Raw genomic sequence first — 21,295 nt, 5'->3', positions numbered from 1 at the left:
TGGCATTCAGGATTCACCAATTCTTAACCTTTGAGGTCAGGTGTCGCCAGCCCCAGCCGGGCTGCAAGGCCCGCAAGCGCCGCTTGTTCGGACTTGCCCCATTCCGCCGCCCGCGCCGCGAACAGCGTGGCCTGCGACTGGTGGATCAGCCCGTCCGACAGGATCTTGAGGTGGTTCGCCCGCAGGGTCTCGCCCGAGGAGGTGATGTCGGCGATGGCCTCGGCGGTCAGGTTCTTGACCGTGCCCTCGGTCGCGCCCTGGCTGTCGACCAGGGCGTAATCCGCGACACCCTGCGCGGTCAGGAAGTCGCGGACCAGGCGGTGGTATTTGGTCGCGATGCGCAAGCGGTGGCCATGGGTGGCGCGGAAGGCGGCCGCTGCCGCATCCAGATCATCGAGCGTATCCACGTCGATCCATCCTGCCGGAACGGCGATGACCAGATCGGCATGGCCGAAGCCAAGCGCTGCCCAATCCACCACCTGCCGGTCCCAGTCGGCCAGTTTGTCGCGCACCAGATCGCTGCCGGTGACGCCCAGATGGATGCGCCCCGCCGCCAGTTCGCGCGGGATTTCCCCCGCCGAAAGCAGGACCAGTTCCACCCCGTCGACCCCGTCGACCGCGCCGGAATATTCGCGCTCGGCCCCCGACAGGCGCAGGGTCACGCCGCGCGCGCCGAACCAGTCGAAGGTCTTTTCCATCAGCCGCCCCTTGGACGGCACGCCCAGCTTGATCATGCTTGCGCCCCCCGCAATTCGGCGACGAGGCCGGGCCGGATGATGCCGCCCACCGCCGGGATCGACTTGCCCTGTCCCAGAACGGCGGTCAGCGCGTCATAGCGGCCGCCCGAGGCGACGGCGGGCAGGCTTGTGCCGGTCGCCTCCAGCGTGAAGACGAAGCCGTCGTAATATTCCAGCGTGGTGCGGCCATGGCTGGCCTCGAAGGGCAGGCAGGTCACGTCGATACCGCGCGCCCGAAGCGCATCCAGCCGGGCGGCGAAGGTTTCGACCGCCAGTTCGATGGCGGGCAGCAGGGGCAGGATGCCGCGCAGATGGTCAAGCGCCGCGCGGGCGGGCGCTTCGAGCGACAGAAGATCGTAGAGCATGGCCGCTTCGGGGGCCGCGATCGGCGGCGCCTTGGCATCTTCCAGCAAAGCCTCGGCGCGGGCGGCGATGTCTTCGGCGCTGCGCAGGCCGACCAAGGGGCCAGCCGCAGCGACCAGCGCCTGCGGCGCGTCGCCCGCCAGGCGTTGCAGAAGCTGGGCGCGGGCGGGCGGCAGCGGCGCGCGGCCCGAGAAACGGTCGAGAAGCGCCTTGAACCGCTGCGGCCGCCAGATATGGCGCAGAAGCGCGGCCTTGCGGCGCGGCGTGGTGGAGAGGCCCTTCACCGCCGCCATCAGGATGCCGATATCGCCCGTGGCGGGCCGCAGGTTCAGATCGGCCAGAAGCGTGGTAAACAACGCGAAGACCTCGGCATCCGCCCTGGGTGCGTCGCGGTCGAACGCCTCATACCCCACTTGCAAATATTCGCGGGCGCGACCGTCCAGATGTTCCTGCCGCCGGAACACCTCGCCCAGATAGGCGTAACGCGCCGGGTCGGCCCCGCCCGCCATATGGGCCTGCACCACCGGAACGGTGAAATCCGGGCGCAGCATCATTTCGCCATTCAGCGGGTCAGCAGTGACATAGGCGCGGGCGCGGATGTCCTCGCCATAGAGATCCAGCAGCGTCTCGGCGGGTTGCAGGATATCGGCCTCGACCGGGGCCGCGCCTTCGGCCAGGAAGGCGGCATAGAGGCGCTCAGCCTCGGCGCGGATCGCGGCCCTGGTCGCGGTCATTGCGCCAGCATCTTTCGCACCGCGGCCACCAGATCCGTACGGGGAACCTCAAGCTGGGCCGGGCGATCCTTCCATTCCTCAAGCGTCGCGCTTTCGGCGATCTTGGCGCCCAGGATGAGGTCTTTCAGGATCACGGTTCCCGACGCGGCCTCGTTGCCGCCCTGGATCACCGCAACGGGCGATTGCCGTTTGTCGGCATATTTCAACTGATTGCCGAAGTTCTTCGGATTGCCGAGATAGACTTCGGCGCGGATGCCGGCTTGGCGCAATTCGCCCACCATGGCGAAATAATCCGCCATGCGGTCCCGGTCCATCACCGTCACCACGACCGGCCCGGCCCCGTCGCCACCCATCCGCCCTTTGGCGCGGAGCGCGGCCAGCAGACGATCGACTCCGATGGAAATCCCGGTGGCGGGCACGTCCTGGCCGGTGAAGCGCTTGACAAGCCCGTCATAGCGCCCGCCCCCCGCGACCGAGCCGAAATTGCGCGGACGGCCCTTTTCATCGGTGATCTGGAAGGTCAGTTCGGCCTCGAAGACCGGGCCGGTGTAATAGCCCAGGCCGCGGACGACGCCGGGGTCAAGCTGGATGCGGTCGGGGCCATAGCCCTGGGCCAGCAGAAGCGCCTCGATGGTCTCCAGTTCGGTTACGCCCTCGGCGCCGATGGAGGAGGCGCCCACCAATTCGCGCAGGCGGGCGACCGTGGCGGCGCCAGTGTCGCGCTTGGCGCTGGTGAAGCCCATGATGACCTCGGCCTGTTCCGCCGCAAGCCCCGCGCCCTTGGTGAAATCGCCCGACTCGTCCTTGCGGCCCGCCCCCAGCAGCGCGCGGACGCCGTCTTCGCCCAGCCGGTCGATCTTGTCGATGGCGCGCAGGACGATGCCACGTTCGGCTTCCTTGTCGTCACCGGCAAGGCCCGCGACTTCCATGACGCCGTTCAGCACCTTGCGGTTGTTGACCTTGATCACATAGTCGCCCGCCAGGCCCAGGCTTTCGAAAATGTCGGACAGCATGGCGCAGATTTCGGCATCGGCGGCGACGGAGCCAGAGCCGACCGTATCGGCATCGCATTGATAGAACTGGCGGAACCGGCCCGGCCCCGGCTTTTCATTGCGCCAGACCGGCCCCATGGCGAAGCGGCGATAGGGGCTGGGCAGGTCGTTGCGATACTGCGCGGCGACACGGGCCAGCGGCGCGGTCAGGTCATAGCGCAGCGCGAGCCAGTCCTTGTCCTCATCCTGCCAGGCGAAGACGCCTTCGTTCGGGCGGTCGACATCGGGCAGGAACTTGCCCAGCGCCTCGACGGTTTCGACCGCGGAGGTTTCCAGCGCGTCAAAGCCGTAACGGTGGTAGACGGCAGTGATGGCGTCGAGCATCGCCTTGCGTTCGGTGACCTCGGCCCCGAAATAGTCGCGGAAACCCTTGGGCGTTTCTGCGCGCGGGCGGCGGATTTTGGCATCGGACATCGGGCGGACCCCTTGCATCGCTCGGGCGTTCCTGTAGCCCGTGGGGGCGGGCGCGGCAAGAAGGCAACGGGGCGCGGAGGGCAGGATGGATCGGGTTCAGGCACTTGAGGAAAAGACCGCCCATCTGATGCGGGCGGTCGAGGATCTGTCGGATGTGGTGGCGCGGCAGGCGCGCGAGATCGAAATCCTGCAACGGCGGGTGCAGATGCTGATGGAGCGCGAGGCCGAACGCGAGGCGATGGCAGGCGCCGCGCCCGAGGCGAATGTGCGGCCGCCGCATTGGTGATCAGCCTACCCTAAGGTAAGAATTTTTCAGAGAAAAATCGGCTCACCCCTCCCTTGCCGGGGCGTTCTGGTCGATCAGGTAGCGTTGCGAGAGCGGGATGGCGGCGGCGCCCAGGGCGCGGGCATCGGGGCCGACCGTGCCCTCGCGGATCGCGGGGGGGGCGATGCCCGCCAGGTCGAGCCGGTGGAAGGCAGCCTCCACCCGGCGGGTCATTTCGGCGCGGATCGCGGCGGGCATCCAGCCATCGATCACCACGGCCTCGATTTCCACAAGCGAGGCGGCGGCAAGGGTGGCCTGCGCCAGCGCGCGCGCGGCCCCGTCCATCCAGGCGGAGAGAACGGGTTCCGACACCTCCCAGCGCGCGCATTGTTCCCAGAGATGATCGGCGGGTTCGCCGGCGCGCTCCATCGCTTCGGCAAGGACGGACATGGAGGCGAGATCGAGCAGGCGCTGCGGCCGCCCGTCGGGCCCCGCGACCTGCATCGGCCCGATTCCGGCGGCGTTCCCGGTGCGGCCCAGAAAGAGCTGCCCGTTCACCACCAGCCCGCCACCGATGAAAGTGCCAAAGTAGAAATACATGAAATCTTTTGATTTTTCGCCTGTTCCAAAAACAAGTTCGGCGCCGCAGGCGGAGGTGGCGTCGTTCTGGACATAGACGGGAAGGCCGGTGAGGGCGGTAAGTTCGGGACCGATGTCGCGGCTGCGCCAGGCGTCCATTTCGGCCTGGGGCGCGCCAAGGATCGCGACCCAGTTCCAGAGCTGGAACGGGATCGCCACGCCCATGCCCGTCACCCGGTCGCGGGCGCCTTCGGGCAGGTCGGCGGCCAGACGTGGCCAGGCCTCGGCCACGAATCCGACCACGGCATCTGGCGTGGGATAGCGGTAGACCCGGCGCTGCGCCCCCCGGATCCGGCCCAGGAAATCGGTCACGATCAGATCGGCCGAGCGGCGCCCGACCTTCAGCCCCAGAAAGAAAGCCCCTTCTGGATTCAAGGACATAGGCACGGAAGGCTGGCCGATCTTGCCGCGGATCGGTTCGCCGCGCAGCAAAAGCCCGTCCTGTTCCAGCTGGCGCATGATGACGGAGACGGTCTGGGCCGAAAGCCCGGTCAGGCGGGCGATATCGGTCTTGGCCAGCGCGCCGTGGCTGCGCACCAGCGTGAGCACCAGACGTTCGTTATGCGCCCGCATCCCGGACTGATTGGTGCCGCGCGGCAGCGCCGTCAGCGCCGGTTCGGCAATCCGTTCCGCCCTTGGATCGTCGTGCAGAGCCACGCCCTTTTCCACCCTTTTTCCTGTCGTTCCGACGTCTTCCAAACGTCTTCCATACGTCTTCCGAACGTCTTCCACAAAACCGCGCGTCAAAACCGCGCGTCTTGGGCCCCCGGCCGCACCACCCCTTTGCGCAGGATCACGTTGCCGTAGAGCTGCGCCTCGCCTGTCGCCACGATCGTATGCGCGGCACGAATGCGCGGATAGAGCGCCTCGCCCGAAAGCGCCGCGACCGCAACCCCCGGCGCAAGCCGCGCAGCCAGGGCCTCGATTCCCTCGTGAATGGCGCCGCGTTGCGCCGGATCGTTGAGCAGCGAGGCCCGGAGGATCGGCGCGGGCACATCGGCATCCAGCGGCAGGACCGGCAGGATCGCCTCCAAGAGCGCCAGGACGCCATGACCATCGGCGCGGACCAGTCTCTGGGCATGGGATTGCGCCGGATAATTGCCATCGACCAGCGCGATCTCGTCGCCATGGCCCATGGCGCGCAGCGCATAAAGCAGGTCAGGCCCCAGAAGGGGCGAAAGTCCGATCAGCATCGCGCCGCTACCCTGTGCAAAGAATGCCGACCCCCTCCTCCGGGGCCGCATCTGCCGCGCAGAATGAGGGCATCGGTCGGTTGCGTCAATATTAAATCACTGTGATTTATTTATATTGACGCAAGGCCGGGAATCGGCTTTTTATGGCGCCGTCGCAGCGGAGGAACGGGCTGCGCACGGAACTCGGGCCAAGGGGCACGCAGCCCCGCCCTTCGGGAGGATGACCATGAAGAACTCGACCAAAGCCCTGCTGGGCGCGGCCACCGTTGCGCTTTGCTCGGCCATGCCGGCGCTGGCCGATGGCGTATCGGCCTGCCTGATCACCAAGACCGACACCAACCCCTTCTTCGTGAAGATGAAGGAAGGCGCCGAGGCCAAGGCGGCCGAGCTGGGCGTGACGCTGAAAGCCTATGCCGGCAAGATCGACGGCGACCATGAAAGCCAGGTCGCGGCGATCGAAGCCTGCGTGGCCGATGGCGCCAAGGGCATTCTGATCACCGCCTCGGACACCAAGGCCATCGTCGATTCGGTCAAGGCGGCGCGGGATGCGGGCCTGCTGGTCATCGCGCTGGACACGCCGCTGGAGCCGATCGACGCCGCCGACGCGACCTTTGCCACCGACAACTTCCAAGCCGGGCTGCTGATCGGGCAATGGGCCAAGGCCAAGATGGGCGATGCCGCCGCCAATGCGAAGATCGCGATGCTGGACCTGGCGATCAGCCAGCCTTCGGTCGACGTGCTGCGCGACCAGGGCTTCCTGCAGGGCTATGGTATCGATCTGGGCGACCCGGCCAAATGGGGCGACGAGACCGATCCGCGCATCGTTGGCCATGAAGTCACTTCGGGCAACGAGGAAGGCGGCCTGAAGGCGATGGAAGCCCTGCTGGCGAAAGACCCCGACATCAACGTGGTCTACACGATCAACGAGCCTTCGGCCGCCGGTGCCTATGAGGCGCTGAAGGCTGCGGGCAAGACCGCGCTGATCGTCTCGGTCGATGGCGGCTGCCCGGGCGTCGAGGATGTGAAGGCCGGCGTGATCGGCGCCACCTCGCAGCAATACCCGCTGCAAATGGCGGCGCTGGGGGTCGAGGCGATTGCGAAATACGCCGCCGATGGCACCAAGCCCGCACCGACCGAGGGCAAGGACTTTTTCGACACCGGCGTGAAGCTGATCACCGACCAGCCGGTCGACGGCGTCGAGTCGATCGACTCGGCCAAGGGTCTGGAGCTGTGCTGGGGCTGAGCCGCCCCGCATCCGACAGCGCTTTCCGCGCCGGCCGCCACGTCAATGAGAAGAATAGACAGGTGGCGGTCCGGGGTTCACACTGAGGCGACAAGGGCGGCTTCGCGCCGCCCTTGTTGCAAGGCCCCCTTGGGAGGGGCGGGACTTGCCCCGGCGCCGTCACAGCCCGGGCTATGAGGGGGAAGACATGGCAGCGGACCAGAAGGCCGCGACCGGGTTTGAAGAGGGGCTGAAAGGCGCCTCGGAAAAGGTCGCCGAGTTCCACCAGGAGAATGACCCGTTGAAGCGGCTGCAGCATTGGCTGCACCAGACGCCCTCGGCCGTGCCGATGATAGTGCTGATCGCCTCGCTGCTGGTCTTCGGCCTGGCAGCCGACAATTTCTTCAAGGCGGGCACGCTGTCGACGATCCTTCAGCAGATCGCCATCGTCGGCATCCTGGGCTGCGCGCAGACGCTGGTGGTGCTGACGGCAGGGATCGACCTGTCCGTGGGGGCGATCGCGGTGTTCTGCTCGGTCATCATGGGGTTTGTCGGCATCACCGGCGTGACCATCGGCACGCCCGACTGGTTCGGCCCGCTGGCCTTTTCCTTCGTCTTTCAGCTGCCGCCCGCGCTGGCGGTGGTGTTCGGCCTGGCCTGCGGCCTGGCCATGGGCGCGCTGAACGGCTGGCTGGTGGCGCGGATGAAGCTGCCCCCGTTCATCGTGACGCTGGGCACCTGGCAGATCATCCTGGCGTCGAACTTCATCTTCTCGGCCAATGAGACGATCCGTTCTTCCGATGTGGAATCGAAGGCCCCTGCCCTGCGGTTCTGGGGCGAGGACGTGACCTTCTTCGGCATTCCCAAGGCGCCCGAGGGCGTGGATCCGGCGACGATGCAATCGGTCTTCCTGACCACCGACGCCATGCCGGGCACCGGGGTGAAGGTGCTTTACGCCGTGTTCCTGCTGATCGTCCTGGTCGCCGTGATGGCCTATGTGCTGCGCTCGACCGCATGGGGGCGGCATGTTTATGCCACGGGCGACGACCCCGAGGCGGCGGCGCTGGCCGGTGTGCCGACGAAGCGCATCCTCATTCAGGTCTATGCCCTGGCGGGCCTTTTCTGCGCCATTGCGGGCTGGGTGATGATCGGGCGGTTCGGATCGGTCTCGCCCACCGCCTCGACCGGGCAATTGGGCAATATCCAGTCGATCACCGCCGTGGTGATCGGAGGGATCAGCCTCTTCGGCGGGCGCGGCAGCATCGCGGGCATGTTCTTCGGCGCGTTGATCGTGGGCGTGTTCGAGATGGGGCTGCGGCTGGTCGGGACCGACCCGCAATGGACCTTCTTCCTGATCGGCGTTCTCATCATCTTCGCGGTCGCCGTGGACCAGTGGATCAGAAAGGTGTCGGCATGAGCGAGCCCATTCTCAAAGGTCGCGGCCTGGTCAAACGCTATGGCAAGGTGACCGCGCTGGACCATTGCGACTTTGATCTGATGCCGGGCGAGATCCTCGCCGTGATCGGCGACAACGGCGCGGGGAAATCCAGCCTGATCAAGGCGGTGTCGGGGGCGGTGATCCCCGACGAGGGCGAGATCACGCTGGAGGGCCGCCCGGTTTCCTTCAAGACGCCGATCGAGGCGCGGGCGGCGGGGATCGAGACGGTCTACCAGACGCTTGCCATGTCGCCCGCCCTGTCGATCGCGGACAACATGTTCATGGGCCGCGAATTGCGGAAGCCCGGGCTGATGGGGCAGGTCTTCCGCCAGCTTGACCGGCCGCGGATGGAGAAATTCGCCCGCGAGAAGCTGAACGAGCTGGGGCTGATGACGATCCAGAACATCAACCAGGCGGTCGAGACCCTGTCGGGAGGCCAGCGGCAGGGCGTGGCGGTGGCGCGGGCGGCGGCGTTCGGCTCGAAGGTGGTGATCCTGGACGAACCGACCGCCGCGCTGGGGGTCAAGGAAAGCCGCAAGGTGCTTGAGCTGATCCGCGACGTGCGCGACCGGGGGATTCCGATCATCCTGATCAGCCACAACATGCCGCATGTCTTCGAGATCGCCGACCGCATCCATATTCACCGGCTCGGCAAGCGGCTGTGCGTGATCAAGCCGCAGGAATACACCATGTCCGACGCGGTCGCGTTCATGACCGGGGCGAAACTGCCCGAGGGTGTCAGCGAGGCGGCATGAGCGGACGGGTTTCCGGGAGGCGCGATTGACGCCGGACGATCTGGCGCGGCGGATCCGCGAAAGGCAGGTCAAGGCCAATCCCGACCGGCGCTTTCTGGTCGCGCTGGCCGGGCCGCCTGCCAGCGGAAAATCCACCCTGGCCGAGCATCTGGCCGGGCAGTTGCAGCCCGGCGCCCGCGTCGTGCCGATGGATGGCTTCCATTATGACGATGCCGTCCTGGTGCCGCGCGGCCTTCGCCCGCGCAAGGGCGCGCCCGAGACCTTTGACGCCCATGGCTTCCTGCATCTGATCCGCCGCCTGCGCAGCGAGCCGGAAGTGGCGATCCCGATCTTTGATCGTGACATGGAACTGTCGCGCGCCGCCGCCGCGATCATCGGGCCGCAGGACCGTATCCTGATCGTCGAGGGCAATTACCTGCTGCTGGAGGCCGAGCCCTGGCGACAGCTGGCGCCGCTGTTCGACCTGACGGTCTTTCTTGAGGTGGAGGAGCCGGAATTGGTCCGCCGCCTGACCGCGCGCTGGCACCATCACGGCAAGACCGAGGCCGAGGCCCGGGCCTGGATCGAGGGCAACGATCTGCCCAATGCGCTGACGGTGCTGCGCCAGTCGCGCCCCGCCGAGATCGTGGTGAAATGACGCAAGGCCGGTTTTTCCGGCCCGAAAAGGCTTGACGCGGCGGGCAGAAAGACCAACTAGGCTGAAACCCGCCGCGACGCGCGCATTACGCCCGCTTGCCACGCCACGACGAGGAACTGCCCGCATGTCACCAGCCCTGATCGCAGCGCTTCCCTTTCTTGGCGCGCTGTTTCCGGGTCTTGCCGCCCGTTTCGGGCGCGGTCCGGCGTCCCTGGTGGCGGGGATGGCGACGGCGCTGGCGCTGGCGGGGCTTCTGTCCCACGCCCCTGCCGTGCTGGCGGGCGAGGCGGTGGCGGCGCGGTTCACCTGGATTCCGGCGCTGGGGCTGGATGCCAGTTTCCGCATCGACGGGCTGGGGATGATGTTCGCGGGGCTGATCCTGGGGATCGGCCTGCTGATCATCCTTTACGCCCGGTTCTATCTGGACGAGGCCGAGCCCATCGGCCGGTTCATGACCTATCTTCTGCTGTTTCAGGGCGCGATGGTGGGCATCGTGCTGTCGGACAACATCCTGTTGCTGCTTGTCTTCTGGGAACTGACCTCGCTGTCCTCCTTCCTGCTGATCGGCTGGTGGCAGAACCGGCCCGAGGGGCGGCTGGGCGCGCGGATGGCGCTGGCGGTGACGGCGGGCGGTGGCTTTGCGATGATCGCGGGGATGCTGATCCTGGGCAATATCGCGGGCAGCCACGATATTTCCGAGATCGTGACCAAGGGGGCCGAGATTCAGGCCAGCCCCTATTACCTGCCCGCACTGATCCTGATCCTCTTCGGTGCCTTCACCAAATCGGCGCAATTCCCGTTCCATTTCTGGCTGCCGCATGCCATGGCGGCGCCGACCCCGGTTTCGGCCTATCTGCATTCGGCGACGATGGTGAAGGCGGGGCTGTTCCTGATGGCGCGGCTTTGGCCGGCGCTGGCGGGCACGCCCGAATGGACGGCCATCGTCGCCACGGCGGGGCTGGTCACCCTGCTGCTTGGCGCAAAGATCGCCTTTTTCAAGGATGACCTGAAGGCGATCCTTGCCTTTTCCACCGTCAGCCATCTGGGGCTGATCACCTTTCTTCTGGGCATCGGCACCAAGGCGGCGGCTACGGCGGCCATGCTGCATATCCTGTGCCATGCCAGCTTCAAGGCGGCGCTGTTCATGGTGGCGGGGATCGTCGATCACGCCGCCCATACCCGCGACATCCGCGCCTTGGGCGGATTGCGCAAGGCCATGCCGCTGACGTTCGTGATCGCGGCGATTGCCAGCCTGTCGATGGCGGGTTTCCCGCCGCTGAACGGCTTTCTGTCGAAAGAGATGATGCTTGAGGAAGCCTCGCATCTTTACTGGCTGACCGCCTGGCTGGTGCCCGCGCTGGCCACGGCGGGGGCGCTGCTGTCGGTTGGCTACTCGCTGCGCTTCCTGTCCCACACCTTCCTGGGCGAACCGCGCGAAAGCCTGGAACACGCGCCGCATGATCCCGGCCCCGGCTTGTGGGCGGCCCCGGCCCTGCTGGCGGTTCTGGTGGTGGTGTCGGGCCTGTTGCCGATGGCGACCTTTGCCCCCTTCGTCGACGCGGCGGCCAGTGCCGTGACCGGCGAGACGGTTCATGCCCATATCGCGCTGTGGCACGGGCTGGAACCCGCGGCGCTGTGGATGTCGCTGATGGCGATTGGCGGCGGGCTGGTGATCCTGGGTCTGTATCCGCAATTGCGCGCGCTGTGGGATGCCTTCCCGCGGCCCGATGCCAAGGACATTTTCGATGCGGTCATCGGGGCGCTGGCGGTGCTGGCGCAGGGCTTTACCGCCACCGTGCACAATGGCGCGCTGCATCGGGCGCTGTGGACGGCAACGGTGGCGATGGTGGCGGCGGGCCTTTGGGCCTGGTGGGGCGCGCCGCAGGCCGCCGGGACGCGCCCGCCTGTACCGCTGAGTTTCGTGGGCGTCATGGGCTTTGCCGTCATGGCCCTGGCCGCGCTGGGGGTGGCCTGGCACCATCATGAACGTGTTCTGGCCCTGATCCTGACCGGGATCGTGGGGCTTCTTCTTTCGGGCGCCTTCGCCTGGTTCTCGGCCCCGGACCTGGCCCTGACCCAGATCTCGGTCGAGGTGGTGACGATCCTTCTGATGCTGCTGGCGATGAACTTCCTGCCCGCGAAGACGCCAATGGAAAGCGCACCCTGGCGGCGGCTGCGCGATCTGGCCGTGGCGGCGGTGACGGGGCTGGGGACGGCGGCGCTGGCCTATGCGCTGATGAGCCGGGAGGCGCTGTTCCCGGTGATTTCCGAGTTTCACTGGGCGCAGTCGAAGCCCGGCGCGGGCGGCACCAATGCGGTCAACACGATCATCGTCGATTTCCGCGGCTATGACACCTTTGGCGAGATCATCGTTCTGGGCATCGCCGCGCTGGTGATCTTTGCGCTGGCCGAGGCGGTGCTGGGCAGCGCCCGCGCCTGTGCGCGGCTGGCGGCGCTGGATACCGGCCGCGATGCTGGCGATTCCCATCCGGTGATGCTGGTGGCGGGGACGCGGTTCCTGCTGCCGGTCGCCCTGACGGTCGGGGTCTATATCTTCCTGCGCGGCCACAACCTGCCGGGCGGCGGTTTCGTCGCCGGGCTGATCTTCTCGATCGCGGTGCTGTGGCAATACATGGCCTCGGGCTATGACTGGTCGGACCGGCGGCAGAAATTCAACCACCATGCCTTCATCGGCGCGGGGGTGCTGACGGCCAGCGTGACGGGTCTGGGGGCCTGGGCGATGGGCCTGCCCTTCCTGACCTCGGGCTATACGCATGTGTATCTCTGGCCGCTGGACGATATCGAGCTGGCCACGGCGGCGCTGTTCGATCTGGGCGTGTTCTTCTGCGTGCTGGGCGCAGTGATGCTGTCGCTGGCCACGCTGTCGCGGCTGTCGCAGCACACGCGCCATGGCCGTGCCGAGCGGGAGGCCTGAAATGCAGGGGATTGGCATGGAAGCCCTGGTCGCCGGTGCCATCGGCATCTTCACCTTCGTCGGCACCTATCTGATGCTGCGGCTGCGCAGCTTTCCGGTGATCCTGGGTCTGACCTTTCTGAGCTATGCGGTGAACCTGTTCATCTTCGCCGTGGGGCGGCTGAAGCCCGGCTCGGACCCGATCGTCGGCCAGACCGAGATCCCGACCGATCCCCTGCCGCAGGCGCTGGTGCTGACGGCCATCGTGATTTCCTTCGGGATGACGGCGGTGATCGTGATGATGGGCCTGGGCGCCTATTTCGAGACCGGCAATGACAGGGTCGACGCGCCGCCCGGCAAGGATGGCATGCCCGAAGATGCCTCGGACGATCCGGCCGGGCTTGAGACGGCACCGGAGGCACGGGCATGAGCGGGACGGGTATGGGGCATCTGATCATCGCGCCCGTGGTGCTGCCGGCGCTTCTGGCGGGGATCACGCTTCTGGTGGCGCGCGACCGGCCCTGGCTGGCCCGCGCGCTGGCGGGGGCGGGCAATGCCGCGCTGCTGGTGATCGCGCTGGTCCTGTTCAACGCAGCCTCGGGCGCGGGGCCAGAGCTTTACCGGCTGGGCGACTGGCCCGCGCCTTTCGGCATCGTGCTGGTGCTGGATCGGCTGTCGGCGCTGATGCTTTTGCTGACGGCGGGCCTGTCGATGGCGGTGCTGCTGCAGGCCATGGCGACCGGCTGGGACCGGCGCGGCGCGCATTTCCATGCGCTGTGGCTGTTCCAGCTCATGGGGCTGAACGGCGCTTTCCTGACCGGCGACGCCTTCAACCTGTTCGTCTTCTTCGAGGTTCTGCTCATCGCCTCATACGGGCTGATGGTCCATGGCGGCGGCGGGCCGCGCATCCGGGCGGGGCTGCATTACATCGCGGTCAACCTTGTCGGCTCGACCCTGTTCCTGTTCGCGCTGGCGACGATCTATTCGGTCATGGGCACGCTGAACATGGCCGATCTGGCGGTGAAGCTGCGCGCGCTGCCCGCCGATGACGTGGCGCTGATGCGGGTGGCGGCGGTCCTGCTGATGCTGGTCTTTGCCGTGAAGGGCGCGCTGGTGCCGCTGCATTTCTGGCTGCCGGGCACCTATGCCAAGGCACCGGGCGTGGTGGCGGCGCTGTTCGCGGTGATGACCAAGGTCGGCGCCTATGCCGCGATCCGCACCGGCACGATGATCTTTCCGCCCGACCTGCCCGCAACCGGCCCGCTTCTGAGCCAGATGCTGCTGCCCGCCGCGCTGCTGACGCTGGCCGTCGGCTCGGTGGGCGTTCTGGGCGCGCGCAGCCTGCCGCGTCTGGCCGCCTATGCCGCCATCGCCTCGATGGGCACGGCCTTCACCGCCATTGCAGGCTTTGGCCCGCAGGCGGTCGGGGCCGCGCTTTATTACATGGTCCATTCAACCTTGGCCGCCGCCTTCCTGTTCCTGCTGGCCGATGTGCTGGCCAGCCGGGGCGCGGTCTGGCTGGACGGCGATATCGCGGCCAAGGGGCCGCGCCTGCCCGGCCCGGCCGCCGCGCTGTTCCTGGCCGCTGCCGTGGCCTGCGCCGGTCTGCCGCCGCTGTCGGGTTTCATCGGCAAACTTTTCGTGTTGCAGGCCACTGCCCCGCAGGCGGCCTGGGTCTGGCCGGTGGTGCTGGGCGGGTCTTTCCTGATGATCCTGGGCTTTGCCCGCGCGGGGTCCAACCTGTTCTGGAAGGCCAGCGGCCCCGCCCCCGCGCGCCCGCTGGGCCTGCAGGAACTGGCCATGCCCGGCCTGTTCCTTGTGGCGCTGGCCGCGCTGTCGGTGCTGGCCGGGCCGGTCAGCGACTGGATGGCGGTGACGGCCGACCATCTTGTCAAGCCTGATGCCTATATTGCCGCCAACCGCCTGGGTGAAGGAGCCTGACCATGCTGCGCCGCCTGATCCCTCACCCCGCCGAAAGCGCCTTTCTGGTGCTGTTCTGGCTGATCCTTGCCAATCGCTGGACCTTCGGCAGCCTGGTCTTGGCGGTGTTCCTGGCCGTGGCGATCCCGCTTCTGACCAACGCCTGGTGGCCGGAGCGGCCGCGCCTGCGGCGGCCGCTGGAGCTGGTCACCTATCTGGCCATCGTGGTCTGGGACGTGATCGTGTCGTCCTTTCAGGTCGCCAAGATCATTCTCTTCATGCCCAAGGACCAGATCCGCACCACCTTTGTCACCGTGCCGGTCGAGCTGAAATCGCCCGAGGCGATCAGCCTTCTGGCGGGCACGATCACCATGACCCCCGGCACGCTGACCGCCGATTTCTCGGCCGACGGGCGCAGCCTGCTGATCCATTCCCTGCATGCCCCGAACCCCGACGAGGTGCGCGACGGGATCAAGACCCGCTATGAGGCACGGCTGATGAGGATTTTCGAATGATCCTGGACATCGCAATCCTGTTTGCCATGGGCTGTTTCGCCTTGGCGCTGGTTCTGAACCTGATCCGCATCGCCACCGGCCCGACCATGGCCGACAAGATCCTGGCGCTGGACACGATGACGGTGAACGTGATCGCGCTGCTGATGCTCTACGGCGCGGGGATCGGCGGCATCACCGTGTTTGAACCGGCGATGCTGTTTGCCATGACCGGCTTCGTCTCGACCGTGGCACTGTGCAAATACCTTCTGCGCGGGAGCATCATCGAATGATCGGCACCCTGGTGGAAATCGTGCTGGCCGTGGTGGTCGTGGGCGGCGGGCTGTTCGGGCTGATCGGAAGCTGGGGCCTGTTGCGCCTGCCGCAGTCGATGCAGCGCCTGCACGCGCCGACCAAGGCGACGACGCTGGGTGTGGGCGCGGCGCTGATCGCGTCGAATGCCGAAATGTGGACGCTGACCGGGCGCGTCGCCTGGCAGGAGATCCTGATCACTGTCTTCCTCTTCATCACCGCCCCCCTGTCGGCGCTGATGCTGTCGAAAGTGCATCTGGCGCGGCATATCGACCGCAGCACCCTGCCCCGGCCGGAAGGCGGCGGGCCCTGGGCGACCGAAGCCCCGGACGCGCTGATCCGCGACCCGAACGCTCCGGTCCGCAGCGAGGCCTAGGCGATTTCCTGACCAAAAGGTCAAATTTTTAGGCGAGGCGCTTGCCGCCTGCGCCGCCGCGTGCCATCGTCAAGTGCAAGCTTGGGGAGGCCCCGCCGTGAACACGATCGCACCCGCCCGCGCCGGAACGGGACTGGTTCCGCAATCGGGCCATGCGCGGAACCCCGGCATGGCACTGGACCTTGACTGGGTGGCGGGCGTGCAGGCCAATACCTCGGCCATCGAGCGGCGCTGTGCCACGCTGGGCGGGCGGCGCAGCGTCAAGAAGGATTATCAGGCGGCCTGGCTTCTGAAGGCGATCTCGCTGATCGACCTGACCACCCTGTCGGGCGATGACACGCCGGGCCGGGTGCAGCGGCTCTGTGCCAAGGCGCGGCAGCCGGTTTCGCCCGCGATGCTTGAGGCGCTGGGGATGCCGGGCCTGACCGTGGGCGCGGTCTGTGTCTATCACGACATGGTGGAAACGGCGGTGAAGGCGCTGGATGGCTCGGGGATCCCGGTCGCGGCGGTTTCGACCGGCTTTCCGGCGGGCCTGTCGCCCTGGCATCTGCGCATCGCCGAGATTGGCGAGTCCGTTCAGGCAGGCGCGCAGGAGATCGACATCGTGATCTCGCGCCGCCATGTGCTGACCGGCAATTGGCAGGCGCTGTATGACGAAATGGCCGAGATGCGGGCGGCCTGCGGGACGGCCCATGTCAAGGCGATCCTGGCGACGGGCGAGTTGCAGACGCTGCGCAATGTGGCGCGGGCAAGCCTGGTCTGCATGATGGCAGGGGCGGATTTCATCAAGACCTCGACCGGGAAAGAGGCGGTGAACGCGACCCTGCCGGTGAGCCTGACCATGATCCGCGCCATCCGGGACTATGAAGCGCGCACGGGCTTCAAGGTCGGCTACAAGCCGGCGGGCGGGATTTCCAAGGCCAAGGATGCGCTTCTGTATCTGGCGCTGATGAAGGACGAGCTGGGCCATGACTGGCTGCAACCCGACCTGTTCCGCTTTGGCGCCTCGTCGCTTCTGGGCGATATCGAGCGGCAATTGGAGCATCACCTGACCGGGTCCTATTCGGCCGGGTATCGCCATGCCCTGGCGTGAAGTAGGGGCTCCGCCCCTCGCGTCATCTTGGCCGGTTCAGGGCCGCGAGCTTTGAGGACAAGACCATGACGATCAAGGAAATCTTCGACAGCATGTCCTATGGCCCCGCCCCGGAAAGCAGCGTCGAGGCCATGGCCTGGCTGAAGAGGCACGGGGTCTTCGGCGCGTTCATCGACGGGGCTTTCGCGGCACCCGAGGCGCCGTTCGACACCAAGAACCCCGCGACGGGGGCGGTGCTGGCGCAAGTGTCGCAGGGCTCGGCACAAACGGTGGATGCGGCGGTGAAGGCCGCGGCCAGGGCTTTCCCGAAATGGGCCAGGACCAGCGGGGCGCAGCGGGCGCGCATCCTCTATGCCCTGGCGCGGCTGGTGCAGAAACACGCGCGGCTCTTCGCGGTCCTGGAAAGCCTCGACAATGGCAAGCCGATCCGGGAAAGCCGCGACATCGACATTCCGCTGGTGGCGCGGCATTTCTACTATCACGCCGGCCTGGCGCAGCTGCTGGAGACAGAAAAGCCGGGCCTGGCGCCGCTGGGCGTCTGCGGTGCGGTGATCCCGTGGAACTTCCCCCTGCTGATGCTGGCCTGGAAGGTGGCGCCCGCGCTGGCGGCGGGCAATACGGTGGTGCTGAAGCCCGCCGAATACACGCCGCTGACCGCGCTGCTGTTCGCCGAGATCAGCCGCGAGGCCGGTCTGCCCAAGGGGGTGCTGAACATCGTGACCGGCGATGGCGCGACCGGGGCGGCTTTGGTCGACCATTCGCAGGTCGCGAAGATCGCCTTCACCGGCTCGACCGAAGTGGGCCGCAGGATACGCGCGGCAACGGCGGGCAGCGGCAAGGCGCTTACTTTGGAACTGGGCGGCAAATCGCCCTATATCGTCTTTGACGATGCCGATCTGGATTCCGCGGTCGAGGGGCTGGTCGATGCGATCTGGTTCAATCAGGGCCAGGTCTGCTGCGCCGGTTCGCGCCTTCTGGTGCAGGAGGGCGTGGCCGACCGTTTCCATGAAAAGCTGAAGCGCCGGATGGACGGGCTGCGGCTGGGCGACCCGCTGGACAAGTGCATCGACGTGGGCGCGGTGGTCGATCCGGTGCAGCTGGAGACGATCACACGGCTGGTCGACAGCAGCGAGGGCGAGATTTACCGCGCTGCGACGCCGGTGCCGGCGGGCTGTTTCTACCCGCCGACGCTGATCACCGGCCTTTCCACCTCGTCGCGGCTGATGCAGGAGGAGATCTTCGGCCCGGTGCTGGTCAGTATGACCTTCCGCACCCCGGCCGAGGCGGTGGAACTGGCGAACAACACCCGGTACGGCCTGGCGGCCAGCCTGTGGAGCGAGAATATCAACCTCACGCTCGACATCGCGCCCAAGCTGCGGACGGGTGTGGTCTGGGTGAATGCCACCAACCTGTTCGACGCGGCGGCGGGTTTCGGCGGGGTGCGGGAATCGGGCTTTGGCCGCGAGGGCGGCTGGGAAGGGCTGATGGCCTATCTGAAACCCGCCGCTTCCGCCAAGGCGCTGAAAGCGGTGAAGCCGATGCCGGAACCCGCCAGCCCCGAGATCGACGGCATCGACCGCACGGCAAAGCAGTTCGTCGACGGCAAGCAGGCACGGCCCGATGGCGGCTATTCGCGTGCGGTCTGGTCGGCCAGGGGGCGGCTTCTGGGCCATGTCGGCCTGGGCAACCGCAAGGACATCCGCAATGCGGTCGAGGCCGCCCATGCCGCCAAGGGCTGGGCCAGGGCCAGCGCGCATGGCCGGGCGCAGGTGCTGTATTACATCGCCGAGAACCTGTCGGCCCGGGCCGGGGAATTCGCCGCCCGCCTGCGCGACATGACCGGCGCGCGCGGCGAGGCCGAGGTCGAGGCCGCGATCGACCGGCTGTTCACCTATGCCGCCTTTGCCGACAAATACGAAGGCGCCGCGAAACCCGTGCCGCTGCGAGGGCTTGCGCTGGCCCTGCCCGAACCCGTGGGCGTGATCGGCGCGCTCTGCCCCGACGAGGCACCGCTTCTAGGGCTGGTCTCGGTTTTGGCCCCGGCCATCGCCATGGGCAATGCCTGCGTGCTGGTGCCGTCGGAAGCCTTCCCGCTGGCGGCGACGGACTTCTACCAGGTGCTGGAAACCTCGGACGTTCCGGCGGGCGTGGTCAACATCGTCACGGGCGGCCATGGCGAATTGGCCAAGGCCCTGGCCGGGCATATGGATGTGGATGCGCTCTGGTCCTTCTCCTCGGCGCCCGTGTCGGGTCTGATCGAGCAGGACAGCGTGTCGAACCTGAAACGCACCTGGGTCAATCACGGCCAGGCGCGCGACTGGATGCAGGCCGATGCCCGCGCCTTCCTGGCCCGCGCGACCGAGATCAAGACGGTCTGGGTGCCCTACGGCGAATAGCGCGCCCGGCCCTTTCTTCCCTTCGGGAAATTTCCCCGCCGGAGGCGCACCCTTCCGCCGGGCGATCGCGCTGGCCGGCCCTAGCGCCGGACCGTCAGGAAGGGCTGACCTTCGGTGATCGCGCCGATCCGCGCGGCGGAGATATCGCCTGCGGCCTGAAGGGCCGAAAGCAGCGCCCCCGCCCTGTCGCCCGGCACACAGGCGAGCAGCCCGCCGCAGGTCTGCGGATCGAAAAGAAGGTCGGTGCGCGGGCTGGCGGGGGCGTCCACCGCCCAGCCCAGCGCGGCGCGGTTGGCCGGGGCAAGGCTGGACGACTGGCCATGGGCGGCAAGTATCTCGGCCCCGGGCAGGAGGGGAATGGCGCCAAGGTCCAGCTCGGCGGCAACGCCCGAGGCGCGCAGGATTTCCATCAGATGCCCGGCAAGGCCGAAGCCGGTCACATCGGTCATGGCATGGGCCTCGGGGGCAAGGATGGTGGCGGCGGGGGTCAGCGGGCGGTCCATTGCGGCAAGGCAGGCGGCGACCGCCTCGCCTAGCACCAGCCCCGGCAGGCGCGCCAGCGCCATTTCGGCGGCCAGGACCGTGCCTGTGCCAAGGGGCTTGGTCAGCAGGATCGCGTCGCCCGGCCGGGCGCCGGATTTTTCGACCACGCGCGCGGCAAGGCCGGTGAGCGAGAAGCCGATCACCATTTCATCGCCCTGCGTGGTATGACCGCCGACAAGATCGGCGCCCGCTTCGCACAGGATCGAGGCAGCCCCTTCCATGATTTCGGCCAGCATCCGTGCCTGAAGCGGCTCGGAAAGGCGCGGCAGGGTGACCTGCGCCAGCGCGGTCTGCGGGGTGGCGCCCATGGCCCAGATATCTCCAAGGGCATGGATCACGGTCAGGCGGGCCATCAGGCGGGCATCCTGCGTGAAGGCGCGCAGATGGTCGGTCGTGAGGACTTGCAGCCCGCCGCCCGGCAGGGCGATCACGGCGGCATCGTCGCCACGTCCGCGCAGGATCTCGGGGCGCTGCGGGGCGGGCAGGGTCTTCAGCGCCTCAGACAAGGCCTGGGCGCCGATCTTGGCACCGCAGCCGGCGCAAAGCGGCTTGTCGCCCAGGGCCTGCGCCAGCCCCTTTGCCGCCCGGGCGGGCACGCGCGGCAGGGCCATGGCGGGGTAATCGGCGAACATCGCCATGAAGCGGCGGTCGATGCGGTCTTTCAGACGCCAGAGCCAGGGTCCGCCTGCGCGCAGGCCGAACTTGTCGGCCACCGCCGATTTGGCCCCGGTGGAAACGAGCTTCAGGTAGTCGCGCTGCGGCTGGTAGCGTTTCAGCTGCCCGCCCGAGGCCAGCGCGCGCAGGTTATGGGTCAGCACCGGCGCCTCGCGCACCGCGAAGACACCGGCCTTGGGGCGCGGGGCATGGGCCAGATGGGCGCAGTCTCCGGCGGCAAGGATGGCGGGATCCGATGTTTGCAGGGTCGGGCCGACGGTGACAAAGCCGTCTTGCATGGCAAGGCCGGATTGCGCCAGCCAAGGCTGCGGCTGGCCGCCCGCGACGAGAAGGGTGAAGTCGGAGCGCAGCACCTCGCCCGTGGCCAGGGTGACCGAGGCGGCCGCGACCCGCGCCAGTTCGCAGCCGGGGCGGAAGGCGATGCCAGCGCGATCAAGTTCGGCCATCAGCCGCGCCCGCGCGGCGGGGCCGATCTGCGGCAGCGCGGTCTCGGCCCGGTCGATCAGGGTGATCTGCGGCCTAGCGCCCTGCCCTTGCAGGCGATGGGCCGAAGCGAGCGCCAGTTCCACGCCACCGACCCCTGCCCCCACGATCACCAGATGCGGCATGGCGGGGCGGCGCCCCAGAAAGGCCTCCCAGGCCTCGACATAGGCGCCAAGGGGTTTGGCGGCGACGGCATGGTCTTCGGCGCCGGGGATGCCGAGCAGGCCCGAGCCGATGCCGATATCGATCGAACAAAGGTCATAGGCCAGAGGCGGGCGATGGGCGAGGTGGATGCGCTTCGCCGCAGGGTCGATGCCGGTGACCCGGTCCAGCACCAGCGCCGCCCCGGCGAAACGGGCCAGACGGACGAGGTCGATGAAGATCTCATCGCGGCGGTAATGGCCGGCGATCAGGCCGGGCAACATGCCGGTATAGGGTGCGGCGGGGCCGGGATTGATCAGGGTCAGGCGCAGGCCCGGCAAGGGGCGCATGGCGAAAAGGCGGAGCACCAGCGCATGGGCATGGCCGCCGCCGATCAGAACCGCATCCTGCACAAGAGGGAAAGGCGCGCCTTGTTTCATGCCCAAGACCTAACCGCGTGGGCGGCGCTTGGCGAGGGCCCCGCGCGATTGCGTGCCCGCGC

Annotated in this window: 19 protein-coding genes; 13 read left to right on the top strand and 6 right to left on the bottom strand. The window is 67.6% G+C overall.

Translation table 11 applies throughout. The annotated features are described in order from the left end of the window. Nucleotides 1-23: 23 nt before the first annotated feature. The 3 genes from hisG to hisS are packed head-to-tail and all read right to left on the bottom strand — an operon-like array spanning nucleotide 24 to nucleotide 3,300. Nucleotides 24-734 carry an ATP phosphoribosyltransferase gene (gene hisG / locus ACED67_RS07385; protein ID WP_395540929.1) on the bottom strand — a complete coding sequence of 237 codons (711 nt, stop codon included), beginning with the start codon at nucleotides 732-734 and terminating at the stop codon, nucleotides 24-26. Further along, on the bottom strand, nucleotides 731-1,834 hold the full coding sequence (locus tag ACED67_RS07380; RefSeq protein WP_395540928.1) for an ATP phosphoribosyltransferase regulatory subunit: 1,104 nt from the start codon (nucleotides 1,832-1,834) through the stop codon (nucleotides 731-733). The genes hisG and ACED67_RS07380 overlap by 4 nt, the downstream gene beginning before the upstream one ends. Then, nucleotides 1,831-3,300, bottom strand: coding sequence for a histidine--tRNA ligase (gene hisS / locus ACED67_RS07375; protein WP_395540927.1), 1,470 nt, complete (start codon nucleotides 3,298-3,300; stop codon nucleotides 1,831-1,833). The genes ACED67_RS07380 and hisS overlap by 4 nt, the downstream gene beginning before the upstream one ends. A gap of 85 nt (nucleotides 3,301-3,385) precedes the next feature. On the opposite strand from hisS, the gene ACED67_RS07370 reads away from it, so the two are divergent. Then, nucleotides 3,386-3,586, top strand: a complete 201-nt coding sequence (locus ACED67_RS07370) for a SlyX family protein (RefSeq protein WP_395540926.1) — start codon at nucleotides 3,386-3,388, stop codon at nucleotides 3,584-3,586. Nucleotides 3,587-3,628: 42 nt separating this feature from the next. On the opposite strand, the gene ACED67_RS07365 is transcribed toward ACED67_RS07370, so the two are convergent. Next, entirely contained in the window at nucleotides 3,629-4,777 is a 1,149-nt protein-coding gene (locus ACED67_RS07365) for an ROK family transcriptional regulator (protein WP_395541149.1), read from the bottom strand. A 170-nt stretch (nucleotides 4,778-4,947) separates the two neighbouring features. Beyond that, nucleotides 4,948-5,397 carry an RbsD/FucU family protein gene (locus ACED67_RS07360; RefSeq protein ID WP_395540925.1) on the bottom strand — a complete coding sequence of 150 codons (450 nt, stop codon included), beginning with the start codon at nucleotides 5,395-5,397 and terminating at the stop codon, nucleotides 4,948-4,950. 226 nt (nucleotides 5,398-5,623) lie between these two features. On the opposite strand from ACED67_RS07360, the gene ACED67_RS07355 reads away from it, so the two are divergent. From ACED67_RS07355 to ACED67_RS07300, 12 genes are all read left to right on the top strand, one after another. Continuing rightward, complete coding sequence (locus ACED67_RS07355) at nucleotides 5,624-6,640, top strand: sugar ABC transporter substrate-binding protein (protein WP_395540924.1); 1,017 nt, start codon at nucleotides 5,624-5,626, stop codon at nucleotides 6,638-6,640. A gap of 187 nt (nucleotides 6,641-6,827) precedes the next feature. After that, a complete protein-coding gene (locus ACED67_RS07350; RefSeq protein ID WP_395540923.1) occupies nucleotides 6,828-8,036 on the top strand; it encodes an ABC transporter permease in 1,209 nt (402 codons plus the stop codon). After that, entirely contained in the window at nucleotides 8,033-8,812 is a 780-nt protein-coding gene (locus tag ACED67_RS07345; RefSeq protein WP_395540922.1) for an ATP-binding cassette domain-containing protein, read from the top strand. Before ACED67_RS07350 ends, ACED67_RS07345 begins: the two co-directional genes overlap by 4 nt. Nucleotides 8,813-8,837: 25 nt before the next feature. Then, nucleotides 8,838-9,449, top strand: a complete 612-nt coding sequence (locus ACED67_RS07340) for a nucleoside triphosphate hydrolase (protein ID WP_395540921.1) — start codon at nucleotides 8,838-8,840, stop codon at nucleotides 9,447-9,449. Between the two features lie 124 nt (nucleotides 9,450-9,573). Continuing rightward, nucleotides 9,574-12,384, top strand: a complete 2,811-nt coding sequence (locus ACED67_RS07335; protein ID WP_395540920.1) for a monovalent cation/H+ antiporter subunit A — start codon at nucleotides 9,574-9,576, stop codon at nucleotides 12,382-12,384. Between the two features lie 16 nt (nucleotides 12,385-12,400). Beyond that, the gene (locus tag ACED67_RS07330; RefSeq protein ID WP_395540919.1) at nucleotides 12,401-12,793 is read left to right on the top strand and encodes a Na+/H+ antiporter subunit C; all 393 of its coding nucleotides are present in this window, start codon (nucleotides 12,401-12,403) and stop codon (nucleotides 12,791-12,793) included. An 11-nt stretch (nucleotides 12,794-12,804) separates the two neighbouring features. Then, a complete protein-coding gene (locus ACED67_RS07325; RefSeq protein WP_395541148.1) occupies nucleotides 12,805-14,304 on the top strand; it encodes a monovalent cation/H+ antiporter subunit D in 1,500 nt (499 codons plus the stop codon). A 2-nt stretch (nucleotides 14,305-14,306) separates the two neighbouring features. Next, nucleotides 14,307-14,798: a Na+/H+ antiporter subunit E gene (locus ACED67_RS07320; protein ID WP_395540918.1), complete on the top strand. Its 492-nt coding sequence runs from the start codon at nucleotides 14,307-14,309 to the stop codon at nucleotides 14,796-14,798. Continuing rightward, nucleotides 14,795-15,067 carry a K+/H+ antiporter subunit F gene (locus ACED67_RS07315; protein WP_395540917.1) on the top strand — a complete coding sequence of 91 codons (273 nt, stop codon included), beginning with the start codon at nucleotides 14,795-14,797 and terminating at the stop codon, nucleotides 15,065-15,067. Before ACED67_RS07320 ends, ACED67_RS07315 begins: the two co-directional genes overlap by 4 nt. Further along, complete coding sequence (locus tag ACED67_RS07310) at nucleotides 15,064-15,462, top strand: Na+/H+ antiporter subunit G (protein WP_395540916.1); 399 nt, start codon at nucleotides 15,064-15,066, stop codon at nucleotides 15,460-15,462. Before ACED67_RS07315 ends, ACED67_RS07310 begins: the two co-directional genes overlap by 4 nt. Nucleotides 15,463-15,568: 106 nt before the next feature. Continuing rightward, the gene (deoC, locus tag ACED67_RS07305) at nucleotides 15,569-16,555 is read left to right on the top strand and encodes a deoxyribose-phosphate aldolase (protein WP_395541147.1); all 987 of its coding nucleotides are present in this window, start codon (nucleotides 15,569-15,571) and stop codon (nucleotides 16,553-16,555) included. A 65-nt stretch (nucleotides 16,556-16,620) separates the two neighbouring features. After that, on the top strand, nucleotides 16,621-18,951 hold the full coding sequence (locus tag ACED67_RS07300) for an aldehyde dehydrogenase family protein (RefSeq protein ID WP_395540915.1): 2,331 nt from the start codon (nucleotides 16,621-16,623) through the stop codon (nucleotides 18,949-18,951). 80 nt (nucleotides 18,952-19,031) lie between these two features. On the opposite strand, the gene ACED67_RS07295 is transcribed toward ACED67_RS07300, so the two are convergent. Next, nucleotides 19,032-21,233: a selenide, water dikinase SelD gene (locus tag ACED67_RS07295; RefSeq protein ID WP_395540914.1), complete on the bottom strand. Its 2,202-nt coding sequence runs from the start codon at nucleotides 21,231-21,233 to the stop codon at nucleotides 19,032-19,034. Between the last annotated feature and the right edge of the window lie 62 nt (nucleotides 21,234-21,295).

The organism is Neotabrizicola paludis (assembly GCF_044142105.1).
In the GTDB taxonomy this organism is placed as follows: domain Bacteria; phylum Pseudomonadota; class Alphaproteobacteria; order Rhodobacterales; family Rhodobacteraceae; genus Pseudogemmobacter.
This window is presented reverse-complemented; position numbering and strand designations above follow the sequence as displayed.